This is a genomic window from Longimicrobiales bacterium (assembly GCA_035764935.1).
GTDB lineage: Bacteria > Gemmatimonadota > Gemmatimonadetes > Longimicrobiales > RSA9 > DASTYK01.
Window position 1 is genome coordinate 1 of sequence record DASTYK010000078.1, and the last position, 22392, is coordinate 22392.

At 68.0% G+C, this 22392-nt stretch carries 24 protein-coding genes; 11 read left to right on the plus strand and 13 right to left on the minus strand.

Annotation, left to right across the window (positions count from 1 at the left end; genetic code table 11):
• A partial coding sequence (locus tag VFU06_06325) for a hypothetical protein (GenBank protein ID HEU5209010.1) occupies positions 1 to 1615 on the plus strand: 1615 nt, incomplete at its 5' end.
• A gap of 36 nt (positions 1616 to 1651) precedes the next feature.
• Here the strand turns inward: VFU06_06325 and VFU06_06330 are convergent.
• The 6 genes from VFU06_06330 to VFU06_06355 all read right to left on the minus strand — a co-directional run bounded on the left by VFU06_06330 (position 1652) and on the right by VFU06_06355 (position 7437).
• Positions 1652 to 3571: a peptidoglycan DD-metalloendopeptidase family protein gene (locus tag VFU06_06330; GenBank protein HEU5209011.1), complete on the minus strand. Its 1920-nt coding sequence runs from the start codon at positions 3569 to 3571 to the stop codon at positions 1652 to 1654.
• Complete coding sequence (queD, locus tag VFU06_06335) at positions 3568 to 3954, minus strand: 6-carboxytetrahydropterin synthase QueD (protein HEU5209012.1); 387 nt, start codon at positions 3952 to 3954, stop codon at positions 3568 to 3570. Before queD ends, VFU06_06330 begins: the two co-directional genes overlap by 4 nt.
• A gap of 7 nt (positions 3955 to 3961) precedes the next feature.
• Positions 3962 to 4672 carry an SDR family oxidoreductase gene (locus VFU06_06340; GenBank protein HEU5209013.1) on the minus strand — a complete coding sequence of 237 codons (711 nt, stop codon included), beginning with the start codon at positions 4670 to 4672 and terminating at the stop codon, positions 3962 to 3964.
• Positions 4656 to 5309, minus strand: a complete 654-nt coding sequence (folE, locus tag VFU06_06345; GenBank protein ID HEU5209014.1) for a GTP cyclohydrolase I FolE — start codon at positions 5307 to 5309, stop codon at positions 4656 to 4658. Before folE ends, VFU06_06340 begins: the two co-directional genes overlap by 17 nt.
• Positions 5302 to 5718: a 6-carboxytetrahydropterin synthase gene (locus VFU06_06350; protein HEU5209015.1), complete on the minus strand. Its 417-nt coding sequence runs from the start codon at positions 5716 to 5718 to the stop codon at positions 5302 to 5304. Before VFU06_06350 ends, folE begins: the two co-directional genes overlap by 8 nt.
• 813 nt (positions 5719 to 6531) lie before the next feature.
• Positions 6532 to 7437: a deoxyribonuclease IV gene (locus tag VFU06_06355; protein ID HEU5209016.1), complete on the minus strand. Its 906-nt coding sequence runs from the start codon at positions 7435 to 7437 to the stop codon at positions 6532 to 6534.
• On the opposite strand from VFU06_06355, the gene VFU06_06360 reads away from it, so the two are divergent.
• Positions 7426 to 7986 carry an inorganic diphosphatase gene (locus VFU06_06360; GenBank protein HEU5209017.1) on the plus strand — a complete coding sequence of 187 codons (561 nt, stop codon included), beginning with the start codon at positions 7426 to 7428 and terminating at the stop codon, positions 7984 to 7986. The genes VFU06_06355 and VFU06_06360 overlap by 12 nt on opposite strands.
• A 59-nt stretch (positions 7987 to 8045) precedes the next feature.
• Here the strand turns inward: VFU06_06360 and VFU06_06365 are convergent, their stop codons facing one another.
• Positions 8046 to 8252: a hypothetical protein gene (locus tag VFU06_06365; protein ID HEU5209018.1), complete on the minus strand. Its 207-nt coding sequence runs from the start codon at positions 8250 to 8252 to the stop codon at positions 8046 to 8048.
• 246 nt (positions 8253 to 8498) lie between these two features.
• Between VFU06_06365 and VFU06_06370 the strand changes: the two genes are divergently transcribed.
• The gene (locus tag VFU06_06370; protein ID HEU5209019.1) at positions 8499 to 9041 is read left to right on the plus strand and encodes a hypothetical protein; all 543 of its coding nucleotides are present in this window, start codon (positions 8499 to 8501) and stop codon (positions 9039 to 9041) included.
• A gap of 15 nt (positions 9042 to 9056) precedes the next feature.
• On the opposite strand, the gene VFU06_06375 is transcribed toward VFU06_06370, so the two are convergent.
• Complete coding sequence (locus tag VFU06_06375) at positions 9057 to 9512, minus strand: NUDIX domain-containing protein (protein HEU5209020.1); 456 nt, start codon at positions 9510 to 9512, stop codon at positions 9057 to 9059.
• Positions 9513 to 9621: 109 nt separating this feature from the next.
• Between VFU06_06375 and VFU06_06380 the strand changes: the two genes are divergently transcribed.
• A complete protein-coding gene (locus VFU06_06380) occupies positions 9622 to 10557 on the plus strand; it encodes a PRC-barrel domain-containing protein (protein HEU5209021.1) in 936 nt (311 codons plus the stop codon).
• Between the two features lie 32 nt (positions 10558 to 10589).
• Here VFU06_06380 and VFU06_06385 read toward each other — a convergent pair whose 3' ends face one another.
• Positions 10590 to 11279 (minus strand): PIG-L deacetylase family protein, encoded by a 690-nt coding sequence (locus VFU06_06385; protein ID HEU5209022.1) that lies wholly within the window; start codon positions 11277 to 11279, stop codon positions 10590 to 10592.
• Between the two features lie 102 nt (positions 11280 to 11381).
• On the opposite strand from VFU06_06385, the gene VFU06_06390 reads away from it, so the two are divergent.
• From VFU06_06390 to VFU06_06400, 3 genes are all read left to right on the plus strand, one after another.
• Positions 11382 to 11786 (plus strand): hypothetical protein, encoded by a 405-nt coding sequence (locus tag VFU06_06390; protein ID HEU5209023.1) that lies wholly within the window; start codon positions 11382 to 11384, stop codon positions 11784 to 11786.
• 73 nt (positions 11787 to 11859) lie between these two features.
• Entirely contained in the window at positions 11860 to 12201 is a 342-nt protein-coding gene (locus tag VFU06_06395; protein ID HEU5209024.1) for a metalloregulator ArsR/SmtB family transcription factor, read from the plus strand.
• A 31-nt stretch (positions 12202 to 12232) separates the two neighbouring features.
• Positions 12233 to 13621, plus strand: coding sequence for a dicarboxylate/amino acid:cation symporter (locus VFU06_06400; GenBank protein HEU5209025.1), 1389 nt, complete (start codon positions 12233 to 12235; stop codon positions 13619 to 13621).
• Between the two features lie 229 nt (positions 13622 to 13850).
• Here VFU06_06400 and VFU06_06405 read toward each other — a convergent pair whose 3' ends face one another.
• Positions 13851 to 15254: a class II fumarate hydratase gene (locus VFU06_06405; protein HEU5209026.1), complete on the minus strand. Its 1404-nt coding sequence runs from the start codon at positions 15252 to 15254 to the stop codon at positions 13851 to 13853.
• 99 nt (positions 15255 to 15353) lie between these two features.
• On the minus strand, positions 15354 to 16076 hold the full coding sequence (locus tag VFU06_06410; GenBank protein ID HEU5209027.1) for an SDR family oxidoreductase: 723 nt from the start codon (positions 16074 to 16076) through the stop codon (positions 15354 to 15356).
• An 81-nt stretch (positions 16077 to 16157) separates the two neighbouring features.
• Here VFU06_06410 and VFU06_06415 point away from each other — a divergent pair, with 81 nt between their 5' ends.
• Both VFU06_06415 and VFU06_06420 read left to right on the plus strand, forming a co-directional pair.
• Positions 16158 to 16877 (plus strand): SDR family oxidoreductase, encoded by a 720-nt coding sequence (locus tag VFU06_06415; GenBank protein HEU5209028.1) that lies wholly within the window; start codon positions 16158 to 16160, stop codon positions 16875 to 16877.
• Positions 16878 to 17009: 132 nt separating this feature from the next.
• Positions 17010 to 19079 (plus strand): transglycosylase domain-containing protein, encoded by a 2070-nt coding sequence (locus tag VFU06_06420; protein ID HEU5209029.1) that lies wholly within the window; start codon positions 17010 to 17012, stop codon positions 19077 to 19079.
• Between the two features lie 163 nt (positions 19080 to 19242).
• Here VFU06_06420 and trxB read toward each other — a convergent pair whose 3' ends face one another.
• Entirely contained in the window at positions 19243 to 20271 is a 1029-nt protein-coding gene (gene trxB / locus VFU06_06425) for a thioredoxin-disulfide reductase (protein ID HEU5209030.1), read from the minus strand.
• A 114-nt stretch (positions 20272 to 20385) separates the two neighbouring features.
• Between trxB and VFU06_06430 the strand changes: the two genes are divergently transcribed.
• Both VFU06_06430 and VFU06_06435 read left to right on the plus strand, forming a co-directional pair.
• On the plus strand, positions 20386 to 21096 hold the full coding sequence (locus VFU06_06430; protein ID HEU5209031.1) for a hypothetical protein: 711 nt from the start codon (positions 20386 to 20388) through the stop codon (positions 21094 to 21096).
• 19 nt (positions 21097 to 21115) lie between these two features.
• Positions 21116 to 21838, plus strand: a complete 723-nt coding sequence (locus VFU06_06435) for a hypothetical protein (GenBank protein HEU5209032.1) — start codon at positions 21116 to 21118, stop codon at positions 21836 to 21838.
• A 102-nt stretch (positions 21839 to 21940) separates the two neighbouring features.
• On the opposite strand, the gene VFU06_06440 is transcribed toward VFU06_06435, so the two are convergent.
• Complete coding sequence (locus VFU06_06440) at positions 21941 to 22330, minus strand: response regulator (GenBank protein ID HEU5209033.1); 390 nt, start codon at positions 22328 to 22330, stop codon at positions 21941 to 21943.
• Positions 22331 to 22392: the final 62 nt, after the last annotated feature.

Sequence of the window (22392 nt, forward strand, 5' to 3'; positions counted from 1 at the left end):
CGAGACCTACCTGGGTGGCGTGTTCAGGATGAGCGAGCGCCTGACCCTGAACGGCTGGCTGGTGCGCGGCGAGGCGGAGCTGCTGAGCGGCACCGGCGGCAGGCACCAGGGCAGCGCACTGAGCCTCCGCTGGCAGGATGGCGGCGCCAGCGCGCAGGTGAGCGCGTACCTCAGGCAGACGAGCGGCGGCGGCATCCTCACCGGCGAGTCCGAGCAGCGCTCGATCGCGGTCGGCGGTTCCGTGCCGCTCGGGCCGCTGCTTGCCGAAGGCACGGTGGAGCTCGGTCAGGCAAGCGGCGGTGACAGCGATCGCCCTCTGCGCCAGATCACTTCGCGGCTGACGTACCAGGCCGGAACCGCCTGGGCGTGGCTGGCGCTGTCGCACAGCGAAGGCGTGTTCGGCTCCGATCTGACACGCCTGGACGCCGGTTCCACCCTGCGGATGGGGCGCGTCGAGCTGGACGGACGCGTTGGCACCTGGTTCGGCCATGACGCGGGCAGCCGCCTGGACGCGTGGCTGTCGACCACGCTTCACGTCACCTCGCGGACGGCGCTCATAGCGGGCCTCGATTACGCTCCCTGGCGCTTCGACTCCGACGACATGCGCATTTCGCTGGGCGCGCGCCACAGGCTCGGCGTGCCCCTGCCCTTCCGCCGGCGCGCACAGGTACAGGGCGTGATCTATGAGGATACCAACGGCAACCTGCAGCGCGATCCTGGCGAGCACGGCGTCCAGGGCGTGCGCGTGCGACGAGGCAACACCTTCGTGACTACGAGTGCCGACGGGCGCTACGCGTTCTACAGCGAGCGCAGCTCGAACGTCGAGCTCAGCGTCGATGCGGGTACGCTCGCCCCGGGCCTCATGCTGCTGCCTGGCGTCGGGTTGCCGGTGCGCGGAGCTGTCGACGTGCCGCTCGTCCGCGCTGCTGCGCTCCGGCTGCACGTCTTCCAGGATGGCGACGGCGACGCGACGCGCAGTGCAGCGGAAGCGGACGCGCCGCGTGCAGTGATCGAGCTGATGGATGCCAGCGGCCGCACCCGCACGGCCACCGCGGACCAGGACGGCCACGTCGCCTTCGGTGCACTGCCACCGGGCGAATACTCCGTTCGTGCGCGCATCGACGCCGGACGGCAGGCGGCGGGTGCGCCGCGGACATTCACGCTGCACCCCGGTGAAACGACTGCGATCGAGATCGGCGCCCCCAGGAGGGCACGCGAGATCCGCTTTGGCGTTCCGCCGGCATTGACGGCGGACACGCTTGCCGTGGACACCGTGACCGTCATTCAGCCGGACGGTGACACGATGGCCGTCCGCTCCAACCACACGCCTACGCGTGCTGGCGGGCAACAGGACATCGATTCAGGCGCCCGCCGCGCAGAAGCAGCGGCGCGGCACGATTCGGCCGGGGTGAATACGGCTGGATGGACCGCGCGCGTGCCGGTGCCCGCGGCAGACAGCGCGACAGGCGCCACCCGGACAGGCTTCGGACTGGCCGGCTGGGCCCTCGCACTGGGAATCGCGCTCGGCCCGCTGCTGTTCTTCGTTTGGAAGCGACGTGATCGCGACGAGGGGGATGCCGGCCAGGGCGATCGCGCCGTCAGGGAGGCGGAGTAGCGCGGCGGCCCGCTCAGCCGCCGCGGCGTCAGCCATCTACGGCCTGAACTCCACCCACGTCACCTGCCCCGCGGCGACACGCACGCGTCGCCACACCTTCTGGCCATCGATCGTCACGCCCAGCAGGTACGACCCGGCCGGCACGTCGCCGACGGCGAAGTTCTCGCCATATGCCGGATCCGCATGCGCACGATCACCGTACGTCTCGGCGAACGAGAACGGCGTCTCGGTCGGGTATGCGACGACGAGTCCGTGCACCCTTGCGCCTGCAACGGGCTCGCCCGCCCCGTTCAGCACGCGTCCCACGACCACGCCGGTCCCGGCCACGGGCTCGATCCAGAGCTGCGGATTGACGGTGTGCGGCGGGTAGCGGTTCTCGGGGTCCACGATCGCGCTGACGTCCTCGGTCGGCGCAACGTGCACCTCGAGATGCAGGTGATCGTTGGTTGCGCGACCGGTGTTGCCGACGGTCGCGATCACGTCGCCTGCGCGCACGCGCGCTCCCGTGCCGACGCGCAGCTCCGTGTTGTGGTAGTAGGTCGAGAAGACATAGTTCTCGCCTTCGCGCGTGTCGTGCAGGATTGCGACGACGTTGGCGCCGGCCTCCGCCTCTCCCGCGAATGCGACGGTTCCGTCGGCGATCGCGTGCACGGGCGTGCCGGCCGGGTTGTTGAACTCGACGCCCTGGTGCTGCTGGAAGTTGCCGCCCATCGTCGAGCCGTAGCGGTAGGTCTGGTCGACGTACGGGTTCGCACCCGTATCGGCGATCGGCCGGCGCAACCAGGGGCGGCGCGAGGCCGTGGGTGCCGGCGCCGATGGCGCATCGATGAACGCCGGCGCCGGTGACTCGCCCGCCAACACGCGTGAGATGCCGACCGTCGTTGCGCCGAGTGGCCAGAAGGGCGGGCCCCACCAGGTCACGGCCCACACGTCGCCCGCCGGCCGGTAGCGCTCCGCCGCCGCCAGGTAGTAGACGCGGAAGCGGTTCGCGTCGCCGGGCGCGACCAGCCCGAACGGCGTCGCGATCGAGGGCAGCATCGGCGGCGGCGAGCCGGTCACCGTGCGCGGCGGTCCCGGGAGACCGGCCAGGCCGGGCAGGTGAACCTCCGCCTCGACGAACTCCCCATCCTCGAGCGAGTCGACGTAGACCTTCGACTCGTCGATGAACCAGACGGACGAATCGCCGTTGGTTGCGATGCCGCGGATCCGGGTTGCGGGGACACCCTCTGCCGTACCGGCGTCCGCCCACGTGACGCCGCCGTCACGGGAGATCGCCATGCCGGACAGCGTGCCCACGCGCACCTCGCCCTCGTACCCGACGTCGATCGACAGCACGTACTCGTTGGGCAGTGCGGCGACGCGCTCTGTGCAGCCGCGGTCTTCCCGCGCGGCGCTGCCCGGCGCGCCGTTGCGTGCGATGACGCAACGCCAGGTATTGCCCCCATCCCACGTGATGCGCACGCCGTCAGCGGTCGCGATGAAGACCGTATCGCCGAGTGTGCGGATTCCCTCCAGTGCGACGTACTGCCATTCGGGTCCCAGTTCCTCGTACGTCCAGTTGCGCCACGTCCTGCCGCTGTCGGTGCTCACACCGAAGCCGTTGCCGACCGTGCCGTACCAGATCGTGTCCCGGCCCTGCGGGATCACGCTGTTGACGTAGTCCCACGCGATGCTGCCCTCGCCCGCGCGGATGTTCTCCCAGTTCGTGGAGTCGCGCCGCAGCACGTAGATCCCCTCGCCGAACGTGCCGGCCCACAGCGTACCGTCGACCGAGCGCGCAAGCCCGAGCACGTGCACTCCCCAGCCAGTCGTGTCAGGGAGTGCACGCGGAAGTCCGACCTGCAGCAGGCGCGCGTCCTCGCGCTCTTCGCGCGGTCCGCCACCCGACGCACAGGCGGTCAGCATCGTGCCCGCGAATGCGAGCGTCAGGAGTCGAACGGCGCGCAGTGAGATCATAGGAAGAGGGTCCGCTCCGTGTACTGGGCCCACTGGGTGGGCGTCTCCCAGACGCGCGTGTAGAGCACGGCGTCCTGCATGTTCGCGGGCAGCAGGCGACGCAGCTCGTCGTAGAACCACTTCGCCTGGTTCTCGGCCGACGGCTCCAGCGTATCGAACGGCGCCACGTCATTCAGGTTTTCGTGATCCAGCTTCTCGGCAAGATCGCGCAGATGCTTCTTCACGTGCACGAAGTCGAATGCGATCCCCGACTCGTCGAGCTGCTCGGTCGCGAGCGCGACTTCGACGACGTAGCGGTGGCCATGCAGGCGCTCGCACTTGCCCTTGTAGTTGCGCAGGAAGTGCGCGCTGTCGTAATGCGCCTGGACACTGACGACGAACATGATGACCTCAGGACCTTTCCAGTATGATATTCCGCACGGCCACCGCAGCGGGCTGCGTGACCGCATAGACCACGGCGTCGGCGACGGCCTCCGCCTGCATCATCGCGGCCCGCTCCGGCAGTCCCGGATGAGCCGCCCGGTCGATCGTATCCCAGAGCGGCGTATCCGTCGCTGCAGGCTCGACCAGCGTCGCGCGCACTCCCGTGCCGCGCAGCTCCGTGTTCAGTACTGCATGCAGGCCGCGCAGCCCGAACTTCGACGCCGCGTAGGCGCCGTTGCCCGGCAGCGGCACGCGACCCGCAATCGAGCCGATCGATACGAAGTGGCCGCTGTCGCGCTCTCGCATCCCGGGCAGGAACGCGCGCATCAGCAGGAACGCCGCGCGCAGGTTGACGGCGATCATCCGGTCGAACGTTGCCGCCGACGTCGTCGCCAGCGGCTCGAGGCCGAATGCACCCGCGGCGTGCACCACGACATCGGGCACACGCTCCAGCGACTCCGCCAGGGAGACGACGGACGCCTCGTCCGCGACGTCCGCTGCCCTGGCCTCGACGCCCAGCGTCTGCGCGCATCGTGCCAGTGCCTCCTCGCCCCGCGCCACGATCGTCACATGGGCGCCCGCGGATGCCAGCGCGGCCGCCGTCGCGCGGCCGATCCCGCGCGAGCCGCCCGTGACCAGGGCGTGGCGCCCCTGCAGCGGCTCAGCCGACGATTGCATGCGAGGTGCACAGCCGCAGGAACTCCTCCCGCGTGCGCAGGTCCTCCAGGAACACGCCCTTCATCGCGCTCGTCAGCGTCTTGGAGTTCTGCTTCTCGACCCCGCGCATCATCATGCACAGGTGGTACGCCTCGATCACCACGCCCACGCCCTGCGGCTGGAGCACTTCGTCGATCGCCTCGGCGATCTGCGACGTCAACCGCTCCTGCACCTGCAGCCGCCGGGCAAACACTTCCACCACGCGCGGCAGCTTGGACAGTCCGACGATCCTGCCGTTCGGGATGTACGCGATGTGCGCCTTGCCGAAGAACGGCAGCATGTGATGCTCGCACAGCGAATACAGCTCGATGTCCTTGACGATCACCATGTTGTGATGGTCTTCGTCGAAGATCGCGTCGCCGATCTGCTCGCGCACGGACATGTTGTAGCCACGCGTGAGAAAACGCAGGCTCGCCTCCACCCGCTCGGGCGTCTTCAGCAGGCCCGAACGGGCCGGATCCTCACCCAGCGCCAGAAGCTGTGCGCGCACGAGATCGCCCAGCGACGCCTCCGCAAGCGACTTCGCACGCGCTACCGCCGCCTCCGCTTCCGGCGACGACGTATGCGTCTCCCGCGCCGGCTTCACGCCATCACTCACCACTGTACTCCACATAGTTGCGCGGCGTCTCCCAGAGCACGATGCGCACAAGCCGCGCACCTCCGGGCATGACCTCCGCCAGCCGACCCCAGATCGCCACCACCAGGTTCTCCGTCGTGGGATTCACTCCCGAGAGCCAGGGCACATCGAGATTCAGATTGCCGTGGTCGAGCACGTTCACCACGCGCTCCTCCACGATCTCACGCAGCTGCTTCAGATCCAGCACATAGCCGGTCTCGGGGTCGATCTCCCCCTCCACCGTTACATCCATCTCGTAGTTGTGCCCGTGCCAGTTGGGGTTCGAACACAGCCCGAAGACCTCCCGGTTCCGCGCGTCGTCCCAGTCGGCGCGACCGAGCCGGTGCGCGGCACTGAAATGCAGCCTCCGTGTGACCCTGACCGTGGGCATCCGCTACTCCATGAGTTGGACTGGACTGCTCGTCCGGCGCCGGATAGTCGCGCGTCGCATGGCGCAGGGCAAGACAGATACAGCGAGCGTTCGCCGTGGATCGCGGAACCGCTCGCTGCGCGAGCGAGCACGGGGACGGAGTGCACCCGTCCGTTCAGTCTGCGGCAGGCTGGCTCCGAAAAGTAGAGAGCCGGCCCGCGTGTTACGCAGGCCGGCTCAACCCGATGCACCGGAGGGAATTTTTTGGAGCCCAGTCGTCAAACGACTGGTGACCTCCCCAGGCAATTCGCCTTCCTCTTGCGAGGCGTGACGTCCTTCCCGGAAGCCGGCCCCAAAAAGACATGCTGTAGGCCCAAAAATCGGTCCTCCGGCACATCGGATCGGACGCACGAAATGTAGCCGTATCATCCTGCACGGTCAACGTTTTACAGCGCGCGAAATCGCAGTGGAAGAGCACCGGTTTGTCAAGTGCGCAACGCCCGCAATTCGAGCGCTGCGTTGGCTGTGGAGGATGCGAGGAACAGGCTCTTGCGATGAGGGAGCGAGGGGCATGCGGCTGCGCAGATACCCATAAAAAAGACGAGGCGGCCGTGGTTGCCCACGTCCGCCCGCCCTTTCCGCGGCGCTCTCCCCGGAGTTCCCGCTCGCCGCAGACCGAATTGTGCCGACCCCTAAAGCAGGATCGAGTCCACACTGGTCTCTCTCAGGCAATTCGTTGGCGCACAACGAATTGCGCTCGACGAGCCGAAGCCGGACCGGCGAAAATCCGGTCACTTTTTGCGCGGTTTCTTTCCTTTGTGTTGCGCCGGGCATCTACACTCCCGCCGTGCCGGCCGCCCGCAGCGTGCGCAGCACGCCGAGGTTTCTTCGATCCGCCGCAACGGCATCGTCGCCCTTCGGGGTCTCGAGCAGCTTGGGCACGCTGGCGTAGCGGTCGTCGCGCACCAGCGCGCCAAAGGCTTCGGCACCGATCGCACCCCTGCCGATGTCGGCGTGCCGGTCGCGGTGGCTGCCGAGTGCGCCGATCGAGTCGTTGAGGTGAAACAGGCGGACGTGCGCGACGCCCAGGATGTCGTCGATGGCGGAGGTGACGCCCGCGTAATCTTCGCGGAGATCGTAGCCGGCCGCCCAGATGTGGCACGTGTCGACGCAGAACCCGACCCTGTCGCGCACCTGGTCACTTACGCGATGACGCAGCTCGGCCAGCTCCTCGAGCACGGCGCCCAGTGCGCTGCCTGCACCCGCCGTGGTTTCGAGCAGCACGGTCGTCGTTCCACCCGCCGTCTCGAGGGCACGCGTCAGCTCGTCGGCATTGCGGGCGATGCCCGAGGCGCGATCCCCGTCGGTCGCGCTGCCGGGATGCGATACCAGCCAGGGAATGCCCAGCAGTGCGCAACGGCGCAGCTCCTCGCAGAATGCAGCGAAGGAGCGAGCGCGCAGGACATCGTCGGGGCTGGCGAGGTTGATCAGGTACGCGTCGTGCGCGGCCATGGCGCCGATGCCATGCGCACGACACTCTTCGTGGAATCCCGCCACGACATCGGCTCCCAGCACCGGCTCCGCCCAGCGGCTCGGCTGTTTGGTGAAGAGCTGGAGCACCCGACTGTCGAGCAGCGCTGCGCGTGCGGGCGCGTTGTGGACACCTCCCGCAGTGGAAACATGCGCGCCGAGATCATCGGCGGTGCGCTCTTCGATACTGGAGACTGAATGCTTCATCATCCCTGGCATGATCTGCCGCTCGGGCCGAATCCGCCGCACGAGCTGAATGCGATCGTCGAGATCCCGCGCGGCAGTCGCAACAAGTACGAGCTCGACAAGGAGACCGGCTTCTTCAAGTTCGACCGCCTGCTCTACAGTGCTGTCTATTACCCCGGCGACTACGGTTTCTTCCCCCGCACGCTCGCCGACGACGGCGACCCACTCGACGTCGTGGTGATGGTGACCGTGCCGACGTTTCCCGGCTGCCTCGTCGTGGTCCGACCGATCGGCGTGTTCCGCATGAGCGACGAGAAGGGGCTGGACGAAAAGATCCTCGCCGTTCCGGTGCATGATCCGCTCTACGAGGGCTATCACCGGCTGAGCGATGCAGCACCCCATTTCCTCCGCGAGGTCGAGCATTTCTTTGCGATCTACAAGGAGCTGGAGGGGAAGAAGACGGAGATCCTCGGCTGGGAGGCGGAGGGTGTTGCGGAGATCGTGGAGAATTGCCGCGCACGCTATGACGCGGCGTTTCCTGCAGGTGCGACGTCGCAGCCGGGCGGAGGCTGAAACGAGAACGGCGCGGGCTCACGCCCGCGCCGTCCCCGAACCCTCAGCGGTAAACGCGACTACATACCCATCGTGTCGGACATCATGGTGTCCGACATCATCGTGTCGGCCATCATCGTGTCCATAGGCATCGGCGCCGGCGCAGGCGCAGGTGCCGGCGTGACCTCCTCGACGGGCTGCACTTCGACGTCCTCCTCACCGCCAGCGCAGGCAGCGAACGCGAGAACTGTCGATGCGGTGATAACCGAGAAAAGCGAGCGCTTCATGTACCCACCTCCGATGAGGGTCCGGTGTTTTTGGTTGCCACGCGGATGCGTGGCAGGGAACCGGGTCGCCGTTCGCTCTCCGTCGACCCGGCGGTGCTCCCCGAGAGGAGACACTGTTGCCGATATTGCAGGGTTCGTTCCAGCGAGTCAAGAAAGCTGATCCCTGCGGCCTGGCCGGCCGGTTCCGCCGCCCGCGGCACGCTCCATGAATTGAGGGGAAGCGGACGTTGAAGCCGGGGAAGCGAGATGAATCTGATCGTGCTGGTTGTGCTGTACCTGGTCCTGGTTTTCGTTGTGCCGCTGGCACTCAGCGGGGCGATTGGCTGGCGCGGGCTGCCGCGGGGGCGGCGTTGCACCGGCTGCGGGTCGGAGACAGTGCCGTTGCGCGCGCGGGGGGCGGGTCTCCTGTCGCGCCTGTTGCCGGGCTCCACGCTGGAGAAGCGCTGGTGCATGCAGTGCGGCTGGACGGGACTGGTGCGGCTCCCCCGAGGCCGCCTGCCACGCGTTCGGCGGACCGTCAACGCCCCGGCCGCGCTGGGCCCGGCCACACGCACACTGAGCGTGCGGACCCTGAGCCTGGATGGTGGCAGCTACCGCGTGCTGCTGCAGTGCTGGCAGCAGGCGGGCGGGCACTATGGACGGCTGATGTTCGTGGATCCCGTCGGCCGGCTCTGGCTGGACAGCGTGCAGCCGATCGGTGGGTTGAGCGTGGATGATGTGGTGCGCCAGGCGCGCGACCTGCCCGTGCCGCTGCTGGCGTCGCGGCTGCGGCACGTGGCGCAGCGGTAGCGGTCTCGCGCGCGGCTACTCCAGGCAGCCTGCGGCGCGCGCCGCATCTTCGAGCAGTCTGCGCCGGCCGGGATAGCGCAGCTTCCGCAGCGCATCCTTGAGGCTGAGCCAGGCATACTCGCTCGCTTCCGCTTCGGCAATCCGCACATCGGTGCGCGTCGCCTCCGCGAGATAGTAGGTGACTTCCTTGCGGATCAGCGTTCGCGGCTCGTTCTCACCCGTGGTGAACCGGTACTCCTCGCGCCGCTCGAACCCCGGCACGAGGCGGACGTCGGCGTCGGTCAGCCCGGTCTCCTCCTGCAGCTCGCGCATTGCGGCCTGCTTCAGTGACTCCCCCTCGTCGACGCCTCCCTTGGGGAACTCCCACAGCGGACGCTTGGTCAGGCGCGAGAGCACGAGAAGAAAACGGCAGCCGCGATCATCGCGATGGAAGACGATGACGCCGGCCGATACATCGTGTCGATAACGCACTCCGCCTCCGCCGCAGGATGTGCGGCCAGCCGCGACCGCACGCTGCGCGGAAGGTCGCGAATCCATCGCATGTGTCAAGGAACGGGGGTTGCATGGCCTGCTCCCCACGATGAACGCAGCCGCAAACGATCCGGGCTACTCCCGCATGCGTCCTCTCCGTCCCGTGCGCGACCTGGCCGGCATCCTGGTGCGCGACGCGAGCGGTCTCGCGATCGGCTCGATCTGGGGTGCACTCGCCGATGCGCGAACCGGGCTCATCCGCTACGTCGACATCTCGCTGTCGGACAGAAACCGCCATGTCCTGGTACCCATCGGGCACGCACGCCTGCGGTCGCGTGAAATCGATGCGGAGGGGATGGACGCCGACGGGGTGAGCTCGAGGATCCGGACGGAGGACGTCGCGTCTGCGTACGAGCTGCGGCTGCGCGCGGCGCTGCTGGAGGAGCTGACCGCGATTCCGCCGTACACTCCCGACGCCCCGGTCGACGAGGAGTACGAGCACACGCTCGTGCGTGCACACGGCGAGCTCTTCCACGGGCAGCGCTACTATGCGCATCCCGCCTTCGACCACCGCGGCTTCTACGCGGGCGCTCATCCGCTCTCCCGCGATCACGGCCGCGGTATCGACAGTGGCCTGGAGCCGCTGCGCTCGCTGCACGGGTATCGCATTGCGCGGGAGGAGCCGGACGTGCGCGGATGGCCGCTCGTCGGCGCGGGCGGTGAGGAGCTCGGCATCGTCGACGACCTGATCGTGGACGTCGACGCCGGCCAGGTACGCTACCTGGCCGTGCGCCACCAGGTGAACCGTGTGCTCCTGCCCATCGGATTCCTCACGCTCGACATCGACCAGTCCCGCGTCCTGGCGCCGGCACTGCTCCCTGACGACCTCCTCCAGCTGCCGGCCTGGAACGGCGGCACCGTAGAGCGGCCGGAGGAGGAAGACGTGCGCGACGCGCTCGACGACGTCTTCCGCGGCACACGCCGCTACGAGCTGCCGGACTTTCAGATGGTCGACGAGCGCGACGTCATCGGCGCCGTCGACTGATCCCTGACGCCCGGCGCCAGGGTCGCGCGCATTCAGATCAGGGTGCCTGCTACGCCGCCTTCCGTTTCCCACGCATCGAACAGCTCGGCCGCGGCAAGTCCGTGAGGCGCTCCGGCCGAGCGCTGTCGTGCAACGAGCCAGGCGTGGTCGGGCCAGCCGACCCGCTCGCGATAGTAGCCCGCGAGCTCCAGCGCACGGTCCTGGACGGCAGTGATGTCTATGGCGAGCTCCGGCAGCGTCGAGTGCGGCTCGCGCAGCGTGAAGACCGGGCAATCCCCACGGTGTGGCTCGAGTGGCGCGACCGCGCGGCGCATCCGTGCAATCGTGAGTGCGGCCCGCACGATGTCTCCCGTCGCCTGGTGATCCGGATGGCGCATGCCACGCTGCCACGCCTGTCCCCACGTGACGACGGCGTCCGGCCGGATGTCGGCGATCTCGCGTGCAACACGGTACGTCGCGTCGGGCGTGTAGTGCACGCGTGTGTCCGGGAAATCCAGCAGTCGCACATCCGCCGCGCCCACGACCGCCGCCGCCTCGCGCGCGTGCGTCGCACGACGCCGCCCGATCTCCTCCGGCGGCAACTCGCCGAGCGCCTCCGTCATCTCACCGCGCGTCAGGAACAGCATCACCACGCGATCGCCGCGCGCCGCGTGCGCGGCGATCGTGCCGGCGCAGCCCACTTCGTCGTCCGGATGCGACAGCGCTACCAGCAGCGTCTTCACGACGTGTCCTCCCCTCCCATTGCTCCTGCAGTATGATCCCGGCGCGCGGAATATGCGTGGCTGATTGACTTGTGTATACAATCCCGACATGTTACCCACTTCATGGAACTTCAGCTTGCAGTTTTCTGCGACGAGGCCCACGAAGCGGCCGATGGTCGTCTGGATCTTGTCGGCATCTTCGACGAGCTCGCGGCACCGGGCTTTCCGGCCATGCAGGACCGGATGACGGTCGCGCTCGTCGTGGAGTGGTCACCCGACGAAGCCGGCCAGCAGCCGCTGCGGGCGGACCTGGTCGGTGATGACGACACGCGCGTCCTGACGATCCAGGGGCACACCGAGGTGCATGCGCCTGCGGATCCGCGGCGGCCGGCGCGTACGCGCCTGATCCTGCCGCTCGAGCGGGTAATCTTCCCGCACGAGGGGCGGTATCACCTCGACCTGGTCGCCGGAGGTCAGACGACGCGCGCCTGTTCCCTGTTCGTCCTGGAGCACGGCCGGCCGGCGTGAACCCGGACCGGGTGGACGGGTATGACTGCCCGACCATTGCCCCGACGATCTCCGATAGCAGGGTGACCGTTCCGTGGAAGAAACACGCGAACCGCTGGGTGCGGACGACGTCGTGCGCCTGCTCTCGGCGCTTTCGGACGTCAATCGATATCGAATCGTGGACCTGCTCGCCGGTGCCGGAGCCGAATTCACCTGCGGTGCAATTGCGCGCCGACTCGGGCTCTCGCCGTCGCTGCTGTCCCATCACCTGTCGGTGCTCGAAAGTGCCGGCGTGATAGATCGACGGAAGGACGGTCTCTGGACCCTGAACCGGCTGCGGCGCGAGGAGCTGTGTCGCCGGCTCGGTGCCATCCAGGAGCTGCTGCAGCGCGCGTCCGACGACGCCCTGCCCGACTCCGCCGCCCTTCCCGGTTGACCCGACCCTTCCAACAGACCGGAGTAGCACTGTGGCAGACGAGAAGACCGGACGTCGCGGCATCCCGCTGCATACCAAGATCCTCATCGGCCTGATCGTCGGCGCCGTTGCGGGTGTCACCTCCAACTACCTCTGGCGCGACGCGCCCCAGCTGCTCTGGATCGTCGACAACATCGCGAACCCCGTCGGACAGATCTTCCTGCGGATGCTGTTCATGGTGGTCGTGCCGCTGGTCTTCACGTCGCTCGCACTCGGCGTGGCCGGTCTCGGCGACATCCGCAGCCTCGGCCGCATCGGTGGCAAGACGTTCGGCTTCTTCGTCCTGACCACCGCACTCGCCGTCACGCTCGGCCTCCTGCTCGCCAACGCGGTCAGGCCGGGCGATTACCTCGATCCGGTCGTGCGCGAAGGGCTGCTCGAAGCCTACTCGGGCGACGCCGCGAGCCGCATCGAGACTGCGGAGACCACGGAGTTCGGCGTCAACACCTTCGTGAACATCGTACCGCGCAATCCGCTCGGCGCCGCGTCGAGCGGTGACATGCTCGGGCTGATCTTCTTCACGGTGGTGTTCGGTGTCGCGCTCACCCGCGTGCCGCCCAAGCTCGCACAGCCGGTGCTCACGTTCCTGGAGGGCTTCGGCCAGGCCGTGATCGTGATGATCGGCTTCGCGATGAAGCTCGCGCCGATCGGTGTGACCGGTCTCATCTTCGCCGTGACCGCACGCTTCGGCCTCGATGTGCTGGGCTCCCTCAGCGCCTACGTGCTGATGGTGCTCGCCGGGCTGACGATCCACCTGGTGTTCACTCTGGGCGGGCTCGCGAAGTTCCTGGGCGGCATACCCATCCGCAGGTTCTTCAGCGGCGCGCGTGACATGATGATCACGGCGTTCTCGACGTCCAGCTCGAACGCCACCATGCCGACGACACTGCGCACCGCACAGGAGGAGTTCGGCGTGCCGCGCGAGGTTGCCGGTTTCGTCGTTCCGCTCGGCGCTACGATGAACATGAACGGCACTGCCCTCTTCGAGGGTATGACCGTTCTCTTCCTCGCCCAGGTCTTCGGCCTCGACCTCTCGCTGACCGCCCAGCTCATCGTCGTGATCATGTCCGTCATCACGGCCATCGGCGTGGCGGGCGTGCCCGGCGGCTCGATCCCGCTGCTCGTGATGGTGCTGGAGATGGTCGGCGTCCCCGGCGAGGGCATTGCCCTGGTGCTCGGCGTGGATCGCATCCTGGACATGGCCCGTACGGTGCCGAACGTGACGGGCGACCTGCTGACGTCGATCGTCATCACCCGCAGCGAGGGCCTGCCGCTCGTGCCTGCGACGGCTCCGGATTTCTCCGACGAGGCAGCCGTCGAGGTAACACCACCGGTGATCGTGGATCGGCCGCCGCAGCCGGGTGTGCAGGCGGGGCTGTAACGGCTTTTCTACCGCAGAGAGCGCAGAGGACGCAGAGAACGCGCTGAAGGTTCAATAGCGAGCGGGATGCTTCGAAGGAAGCATCCCGCTCCTGTTTTTTCAGACTTGCATCATATGCGTGCAGATCAGAGCCACCGCGAAGCTGTCGCTCGAAAACCAAGCTCAGAAAAACCTCAGCGTCGTTCGCTGCGTCCTCTGCGCTCGACAAAAGAACGCCGCGGACGACCCTTTACCCGGGAATCCCCGGCTCCGTCATCCCCTTCGCGTCCAGCACCTTCTCCAGCTCTGCTTCCGGCAGCACGCCGCGCTCGCGCGCGACCTCGCGCGCCGTCTTCCCCTCCTTGAACGCATCCTTGGCAATGGACGCGGCAGCATCGTAGCCGATGGACGGAGCCAGCGCGGTGGCGAGGGAAAGGTTGCCCTCCAGCAGCTCGCGGATGCGGTCCTCGTTCGCAACGATCCCGTCCACGCACTTCTTCGCGAGCACTGTCGAGGCGTTGGCAATGAGCGAGATGGACTGCAGCAGCGCGTACGACATGCCGGGCATCATCACGTTCAGCTCGAAGTAGCTGCCAAGCCCACCGACCGTGATGGTGGTGTGGTTTCCCATGACCTGTGCGGCGACCATGGTGACCGCCTCGGGGATCACGGGGTTGACCTTGCCGGGCATGATGCTGGAGCCGGGCTGGATCGCCGGCAGCGTGATCTCGGCCAGCCCGGCGCGCGGACCGCTCGCGAGCAGGCGCAGGTCGTTGACGATCTTGGTCAGCGACACGGCGATCGTGTTCAGCGCGCCGTGCGCGTACACGATGGTGTCACGTGTGGCCTGGCGCTCGAAGTGGTTGGTCGCCTCCCGGAACGGCACGCCGGTCGCCGCCTCGAGACGCGCGATCGCCTTCTTCGCGAAGTCCGGGTGCGTGTTGATGCCCGTGCCGACCGCGGTACCGCCCAGCGGCAGCTCGGCCATGTCGTTGATCGCCTCTTCCACGCGACGGATCCCGTGGCGCACCTGCGCGGCGAACCCGCCGAACTCCTGGCCGAGCCGGACCGGCGTCGCATCCATCAGGTGCGTGCGGCCGGACTTGACGATGCCGTCGAACTCACGCGCCTTGGCGAGCAGTGAGGATTCCAGCGTTTCCAGCGCCGGGATCAGCGTCCGGCGCATCGCGACGCACGCCGCCACCTGCATGGCCGTCGGGATCACGTCGTTGGACGACTGTCCCGCGTTGACGTGGTCATTGGGGTGAATCCCCTTCGAGCCCGTCCGGGCACCGCGGATCTGCAGGGCACGGTTCGCGATCACCTCGTTCGCATTCATGTTCGTCGAGGTGCCGCTGCCCGTCTGGAAGATGTCGATCACGAAGTGCGCATCGTGCTGCCCGGCGATCACCTCATCGGCGGCGCGCACGATGTCGCTGGCCAGCGCTTCGTCCAGCAGCTTCAGCTCGACGTTGGTCTGCGCCGCCGCCTTCTTGATCATGCCCAGGGCCGCAATGAACTCCCGGGGAAAGCGCAGGTCGCTGATCGGAAAATTCTCCACGGCCCGCTGTGTCTGTGCTCCCCACAGCGCATCGGCCGGAACCTGCATCTCCCCCAGCGAGTCCTTCTCCGTCCGGTATTTCGTATCACTCATGGTGCCTCGATGTACACGTCATGGAATATCGCGAACAGAACGTCTGTTGCGTCGGCGTGAAACGCAGGTTGACCCGACCGGCGCGTGAAAACGAGCGCCTCACTTCCGCGGCGGCTGCGAGGGGCGTACCTCGATCCGGCTCGCCAGTGTGCGGGCCGGCGTCGCCAGCAGGTCCATCACGATGCGGGCGATGTCGCCGGCCTGCACGCGCCATTCGCCATCCGTCGAGCCGGATGGATGCGAGAACTCGGTCGCGACACTGCCGGGCATGATGCAGCTCACCCGTATGCCGTCGTAGCGAACCTCCTGCATCAGCGCTTCGCTGAACCCGATCAGACCGAACTTCGACGCATTGTACGCGGCGCCGTTCGGAAACGCATTCTTCCCCGCGAGGCTGCCGATGTTGATGACCCACGCTTCGCCGATCTTCTTCAGGTGCGGCAGGGCGGCATGGGTACAGTAGAAGGGGCCGTCGAGGTTGGTGCCGATCACGGCATCCCACGTGTCGACGCTCATGTCCGCGACCGGCGCGAAGGCGCCGATGCCGGCATTGTTGACGAGGATGTCCAGCCGGCCGAGCTCGCCGACGGTGCGCTCGACCAGCTGCGCGCAGCTCGTCGCGTCACGTACGTCGCATGCGATACCGAGCGCGCGTGTACCGGTGCGCTCCGCGATTGCGGCCGCCGCCTCCTCACAGTCGGCCTGCTTGCGTGAGGTGACCGTCACCTGTATGCCCGCTTCGGCGAGCGCCTCGGCAATCGCACGGCCGATTCCGCGCGTCGCACCGGTCACGATCGCCACTTTCCCGTTCAGCTCTGCCATGGCACCCTTCCCTTCGCTGCGTTCCTGTCGAGCGGCAGTGTAATTGATTCATGTGCCGCGTCGCCACTACCTTTGGCGGCCATGGAGCTGCAGGACCGGATCGCCCTCGTCACCGGCGGCGCGCATCGCGTCGGCCGCGCCCTCGCGCTCGCGCTCGCACGCGCCGGCTGCGACGTCGCCGTGCACTACAACCGCTCTGGCGACGACGCCGACCGGACGGTCCGCGACATCGAGGCGCTCGGTCGCCGCGCGTTCCCCGTGCAGGCGGACCTGGGCGACGCGGATTCGGCGGGCCCGCTGATCGAGGAATCGGTGCTGGCGCTGGGTGCTCTGGACATCCTCGTGAACAGCGCGTCCCTGTTCGAGCGCGCGGCCGTGGCCGACATCGACGTGGAGGCGTGGGATCGCGTGCAGGCCGTAAACGTCCGCGCACCGTTTCTGCTCAGCCGCGCTGCCGCACCGCATCTCGCGCGCCGTCGCGGCAGCATCGTCAACATCGCGGACCTCTCCGCACTGCAGCCGTGGCCTTCGTATGCGCATCACGCCGTTTCCAAGGCAGGGCTGGTCCACCTGACGCGCGTGCTTGCGCGTGCGCTCGCGCCGGAGATCCGCGTCAACGCGATCGCCCCCGGCACCGTGCTGCCGCCCGAGGACGGGAATGCCGAGGAGGGTCACCAGCGTCGCCTGCTGGACGTCCAGGGCTCACCGCAGGACGTCGAGCGCGCCCTGCTCTACCTGGCGACCAGCCCCTTCGTGACCGGGCAGGTGCTCGTCGTCGACGGAGGCAGGATCCTGCTGTAGTCGACCCTGCGGGGACTCGTGCCCGGAGGATCGGACGGCGCGCGCATCGCGGCCGGAATCCGGCCGCCGCATACCACGACCGCACACCTCCAGCCGTGGAAGGATGCCGCCGCAGCGGTGTAACAGGCCGACATGCTGAAACGCTTCCTGGTGGTGCTGCTGCTCATCGGCGTGCTCGGCGCGGCTGGCGTCGGGCTCATGGCCGCGCCCGCCTGTCCGCCGATCGACGATTTGACCGGTTACCGCCCGCCCCAGGCGACGCGCGTCTTTGCGATGGACGGCACCCGCCTGGCCGACCTGTCGCCGGAGCGACGCACCCTCGTTGCACTCGACGATATTCCGGCCATCGTCCGTGACGGCTTCGTCGCGGTGGAGGACCGCCGGTTCTGGGAGCACGGCGGCGTGGACATCCGCGGCATCGGCCGCGCCGTCTGGCACAACGTGCAGGCCGGCTCGCTCGACGAGGGCTTCAGCACGATCACGATGCAGCTCACGCGCAACGTGTTCCCGCAGGAGCTGCCGCGCGGCGACCGGTTCCGCCGCAAGATCTGCGAGGTGCGCATGGCGGGGGCGGTCGAGGACGCGCTCGGCAAGCCGCGCGTGCTGGAGCTGTACGCCAACCAGGTGTACATGGGCCGCGGCCTGTACGGCGTGGAGGAGGCGGCGCGCGTGCTGTTCGGCAAGCCGGTCGCGCGCGTTACCGCGGCGGAGGCCGCGCTGCTGGTAGGCCTTGTCAAGAACCCCGAAGGCTACAATCCGCGGGAGCATCCGGCGCGCGCCATCCGCCGGCGCAACGTGGTCCTCGACATCTTTGCGCGCGAGCGGCTGATCTCTCACGCGGAGGCAGACGCAGCGAAAGCGCAGCCGCTGGATCTCGCACCGCCGCCCGAAGCACGCGCATCGGCACCGTGGGCGGTTGCTGCAGTACGGCGCGAGCTGAAGGACCTGGTGGGAGCGGATGCGGACGTGCGCGGCCTGCGCGTCTACACCGCGATCGATCCCGCACTGCAGGCGGCGGCCGAACGGGCGCTGCTCGCCCAGATCGAGCGGATCGAAAGCGGCGCCTTCGGCCGCTGGCCGCACGAGACCCCGCCTGCGGGCGAGAAGCTGAAGCCCGCGAGCGGCAATGGCTCACCGTACCTGCAGGGCATGATCGTCGTGCTCGACACCAGGACGGGTGAGGTGCGCGCACTGGTCGGCGGCCGCGACTTCACCCACTCCTCGTATGACAGGGCACTGCTCGCCCGCAGGCAGCCGGGCTCCGCCTTCAAGCCGATCCTGTTCGCCGCTGCGCTTCAGTCCGGCATGGGTGCAAGCGACAGGATCGATGCGACGTCCGTGAGTGTCGCGCATCGCGCCGGCGTCTGGTCACCGGTCGACCTCGCCCCTGACACGCTCTCCCTCGTGTCCATGCGCGACGCCCTCGCACTGTCGTCGAACAATGCCGCGGTCCGCATCGGCGAATGGGTAGGCCCGCAGCGCGTGATCCAGACCGCACGCGCGCTCGGCATCACGACCGACATCCCGCCCTACCCCTCGATCACGCTCGGCTCGGCCGAAGTCATCCCCACCGAGTTCGTCGCGGCGTACGCCGCGCTCGGCAACGGCGGCTTCCGCGTGAAGCCGACGCTGATCACACGCATCGAGGACGCGCAGGGGAACGTGGTCTGGCGTGCGCCGCTCTCCCGCGCCCACGCGGTTGATGACGACGTCGCATTCATCACGACGAGTATGATGGAGGACGTGATCGATCGCGGGACGGCGAGCGTGATCCGCGAGCGCGGCTTCGCGCTGCCCGCCGCAGGCAAGACGGGCACGACGAATGACGCGAAGGACGTCTGGTTCGTCGGCATGACACCCGACCTCGCCGCCGGCGTGTGGCTCGGCTTCGATCAGCCGAAGCAGATCGCGCCCTGGGCCTTCGGCGGAAACCTCGCCGCACCCGTGTGGACCGACGTCATGCGCGCCGCATACCAGTCGCGCCCCGCACCGGCCGGATGGCTGCCCCCCGAAAGCGTCGCGCAGGTGCCCATCGATGCCGTCACCGGCTACCTCGCCACCGGCAACTGCCCGCCGGAACAGGTGCGCATCGAGTACTTCCGCGCCGGCTCCGTTCCCCGCGAGTATTGCCCGCTGCATCCCGAAAGCGCGGCAGAGCGTGCTCTCGACCGGCTGCTGCGCGGGCTCAAGAGCATCTTCTAGTTTCGTTCAACCACCGAGAACACAGAGATCACGGAGAACGAATCACTGAGAACGAAGTTGTTGGCGTTCGCCAGGAAGCGTCCACGCGCAATCCAACAACTGTAATTCCGTTCTCAGTGAAGAATCTCCGTGATCTCTGTGGTAGACGGTAGACGAATAAGGCCTATCCGGCCGATGCAGCCTGGTCCACCGGTGCCTCGGCCGTTTCCAGCACCGGCGATTCACCAAGACCATGGTGCGCGAGCCAGCGCTCGGCCTCGAGTGCGGCCATGCAGCCGGTGCCGGCGGCGGTGATCGCCTGGCGGTAGAAGTCGTCCATGACGTCACCGGCTGCGAACACGCCCGGGATGTCGGTCGCCGTGCGCCATGCGTGGGGCAGCTTGATGTAGCCATGATCCGTGAGCGGCAGCTGTCCATTCAGGAACTCTGTCGCAGGCTTGTGGCCGATCGCGACGAAGAGCCCGCCCAGCTCCAGCTCACTGCGCTCGCCGGTCACCGTGTCCTCGATGCGGACGCCCTCGATGTCGTCGTATCCGAGCACCTCGACGACCCTGGTGTTCCACAGCACGCGGATCTTGGGATGGGCGAGCACGCGGTCTGCCATGACTTTGGATGCGCGGAACTCGTCGCGGCGATGGATGACGATGACCTCCTCCGCGTACTTGGTGCAGTACAGCGCTTCTTCCATTGCCGTGTCACCGCCACCGATAACGGCAAGCACCTTGTTGCGGTAGATCGGCAGCGCCGCGTCGCACACGGCGCATGCGCTCACGCCGCCGCCGCTCTGCGCGAGCCGCTCCTCGTTCGGCACGCCGAGCCACTTCGCCTGGGCCCCCGTCGCGATGATGACGGCGAGTGCTTCGACCTCACCGGAGTAGGTCGAGCGCAGCACGAAGGGGTGCGTACCGAGGTCGATGCTCTGCACGTTCTCGGTCAGCACCCGCGCACCGAACCGGACGGCCTGTTCCTTCATCCGCTGCATCAGCTCCGGACCGGTGAGCTGCTCGGGGAAGCCCGGGTAGTTCTCGATCTCGGTCGTGGTCATGAGCTGGCCGCCCGGCAGCACCGTGCCGATCGGTTCGCCCTCGAAGACCAGCGGATCGAGGTTCGCACGCGCCGCGTAGAGCGCCGCGGTCCAGCCTGCCGGCCCGGACCCGATGATCACCAGTGTCTCTCGCTTGCGTTCCGTCATTCGTCGCATCCCGTGCTGTAGAGCCCATCCCTGCACCATGTTAGCCACCATGCCAAGGGGTCGCCACCAGCGGGAAATCTGGCCTTCGGGCGTCCGCGGCATTAACCTGAACCCATGTCGTCAATCGGAACCGGCTCGCCGACCGAGCAGGAAGTCGAGCGCCTGCTGTGCGCGCTCGAGGGAATCGCGTCTGCGCGCATCTCCGCGGACGGGTACGGGCGCATCACCGCGGTTCACATCCTGGCGGAAGCGGGGTTCCACCCCAAGCAGGTCGTGCGCAACATCGAGTCGGCTCTGAGCGCGGGACTGGGCGTCACCATCGACCGGCGTGTGGTCAGCGTCGCCCAGCTCCAGGATGGCGCCGAGCCGCCGGCGGGCGCTGCGACGCCGGCGGCCACGGCCAACGGCAATGGCGCCGTGAGCGCCGTGCCGGAAGCGCCGCGCGGCCGGCTGGTCTTCATGAGCTACGATGCCCGGACCCAGCCGAACAGCGAGACGCTCTGCCGCGTGACCGTCCGCCAGCACAAGGAAGAGTTCACCGGGTCGGCGACGGGGAGCAGCACGCCGCTCGGACGGGCGCAGGTCGCTGCGCGCGCACTCTTCAGCGCGATCACGGAGGGCCGGGAACAGGACAACTTCGTTCTCGACGACGTTGCCATCGTCTCGTCGCTCGGCCGCAGCTTCGTGCTCGTCGCCGCACACGGGCGTGATGGCCGCGAGCTGCTGCCGCTCACCGGCGTCGCGCAGGTCACCCGCGGTCCAGAGGAGGCGGCCATCCTCGCCGGGCTCCAGGCCGTAAACCGCTGGAACGGCCTCGACGACTGAGCAGCCCGCCGGAGATCCCATGAGACATTCCGCAGCGCGCAGCAGCACCCCGGCCGGCGACGGCTACGACGACCAGTCCGCGCGTCACAGCCGCGAGCTGAAGCTCGTTGCCGACCTCGAGCGACTGCCGGGCGTCGTCTCGGCCGCCGTCTGGCTCGACGACGCCGGGGCCGTGCGCGATGTGCGCATCACCGCCTCACCGGTCTCTCCGCGGATCATCGTGGCCAATGCCGCTTCGGCGGTGCTCCGGCGTCACGGCTTCGAGTGGGAGCCGGCCGCGATTCACGTGGACCACGCCCGCGCGCCCGCCGAGGACGCAGTCGCGCACGTGCCCGGCGTCATCGACGGCGGGGCTGCCGCCTCACGCTACCTGCTCCTGCACGAGCTGAGCATCGGCCGTTCCGCCGGTCACGTCACGATCGCGGTCCAGATCGGCTGTCGTGGCGAGGTCTTCCGCGGTGAGGCCACGGAGATGGATTCCGAGGCGGGCAGGATCCGCGCGGCCGTACGCGCTACGCTGTCGGCCGCACAGCGCGTCTCCGACGGAGTCGCGCTCGGGTTGGAGGCGACGTCCGCGCTCGACGTCTTCGGGCGCCGCTTCGTCGCCGTTTCCGTGGAGGCCGCCGCCGGCCGCCGCTTTACCACCCTCAACGGCTTCGTCGGCTTCGATATCCAGCGCTCCGTCGAGGAGGCCGCCATCCTGGCGACCCTGCGCGCTATCGAGCGCTGGATCGCCTGGTAGCACATCCGTGCGCGGACCCCACTGTTGGGGACGCACGCGAACAAAGTGAAACGGCTCCGCACCCGCGGAGCCGTTGTCGTTTCTGACCCGTCGGACCGCGCGTCAGCCAGCACCGGGAGGGCCCACGAAGCGTTCGACCTCCTGCACCACCCGCCGGGGCTCGACCGGCTTGGCAAGGTAGCCGTCACAGCCGGCCTGCACCGCCTTCTGCCGGTCCTCTTCCAGGGCGTGCGCGGTCAGCGCGATGATCGGGATGTCCCGCGTGCCGTCCTCCGACTTGAGCCGCTGGGTCGCTTCCCAGCCGTCGAGCTTGGGAATCGAGATGTCCATGAGGATGAGGTCGGGCAGGTGCTCGCGGGCACGGCTCACGCCTTCTTCGCCGTCGCGGGCTTCGATCACCGAGTAACCGACATGTTCGAGGATTGTCCGGTAGACGACGAGGTTGTCCTCATTGTCCTCGACCAGAAGGATAGTCTTTCGCGTGTTGCTCATGTCCGGCTCACGCCGCGAGGCACTCCATCAGCAGGGGTAAGGTCGACCGCATGGCTACACAA

Excerpts from the sequence above, each read along its gene's own strand:
- VFU06_06330 (HEU5209011.1), bottom strand. The coding sequence starts at position 3,571 with ATGATCTCACTGCGCGCCGTTCGACTCCTGACGCTCGCATTCGCGGGC.
- queD (HEU5209012.1), bottom strand. The coding sequence starts at position 3,954 with ATGTTCGTCGTCAGTGTCCAGGCGCATTACGACAGCGCGCACTTCCTG.
- VFU06_06340 (HEU5209013.1), bottom strand. The coding sequence starts at position 4,672 with ATGCAATCGTCGGCTGAGCCGCTGCAGGGGCGCCACGCCCTGGTCACG.
- VFU06_06350 (HEU5209015.1), bottom strand. The coding sequence starts at position 5,718 with ATGCCCACGGTCAGGGTCACACGGAGGCTGCATTTCAGTGCCGCGCAC.
- VFU06_06360 (HEU5209017.1), top strand. The coding sequence starts at position 7,426 with ATGCTTCATCATCCCTGGCATGATCTGCCGCTCGGGCCGAATCCGCCG.
- VFU06_06355 (HEU5209016.1), bottom strand. The coding sequence starts at position 7,437 with ATGATGAAGCATTCAGTCTCCAGTATCGAAGAGCGCACCGCCGATGAT.
- VFU06_06365 (HEU5209018.1), bottom strand. The coding sequence starts at position 8,252 with ATGAAGCGCTCGCTTTTCTCGGTTATCACCGCATCGACAGTTCTCGCG.
- VFU06_06370 (HEU5209019.1), top strand. The coding sequence starts at position 8,499 with ATGAATCTGATCGTGCTGGTTGTGCTGTACCTGGTCCTGGTTTTCGTT.
- VFU06_06380 (HEU5209021.1), top strand. The coding sequence starts at position 9,622 with ATGAACGCAGCCGCAAACGATCCGGGCTACTCCCGCATGCGTCCTCTC.
- VFU06_06390 (HEU5209023.1), top strand. The coding sequence starts at position 11,382 with ATGGAACTTCAGCTTGCAGTTTTCTGCGACGAGGCCCACGAAGCGGCC.
- VFU06_06405 (HEU5209026.1), bottom strand. The coding sequence starts at position 15,254 with ATGAGTGATACGAAATACCGGACGGAGAAGGACTCGCTGGGGGAGATG.
- VFU06_06410 (HEU5209027.1), bottom strand. The coding sequence starts at position 16,076 with ATGGCAGAGCTGAACGGGAAAGTGGCGATCGTGACCGGTGCGACGCGC.
- VFU06_06415 (HEU5209028.1), top strand. The coding sequence starts at position 16,158 with ATGGAGCTGCAGGACCGGATCGCCCTCGTCACCGGCGGCGCGCATCGC.
- VFU06_06420 (HEU5209029.1), top strand. The coding sequence starts at position 17,010 with ATGCTGAAACGCTTCCTGGTGGTGCTGCTGCTCATCGGCGTGCTCGGC.
- trxB (HEU5209030.1), bottom strand. The coding sequence starts at position 20,271 with ATGACGGAACGCAAGCGAGAGACACTGGTGATCATCGGGTCCGGGCCG.
- VFU06_06430 (HEU5209031.1), top strand. The coding sequence starts at position 20,386 with ATGTCGTCAATCGGAACCGGCTCGCCGACCGAGCAGGAAGTCGAGCGC.
- VFU06_06435 (HEU5209032.1), top strand. The coding sequence starts at position 21,116 with ATGAGACATTCCGCAGCGCGCAGCAGCACCCCGGCCGGCGACGGCTAC.
- VFU06_06440 (HEU5209033.1), bottom strand. The coding sequence starts at position 22,330 with ATGAGCAACACGCGAAAGACTATCCTTCTGGTCGAGGACAATGAGGAC.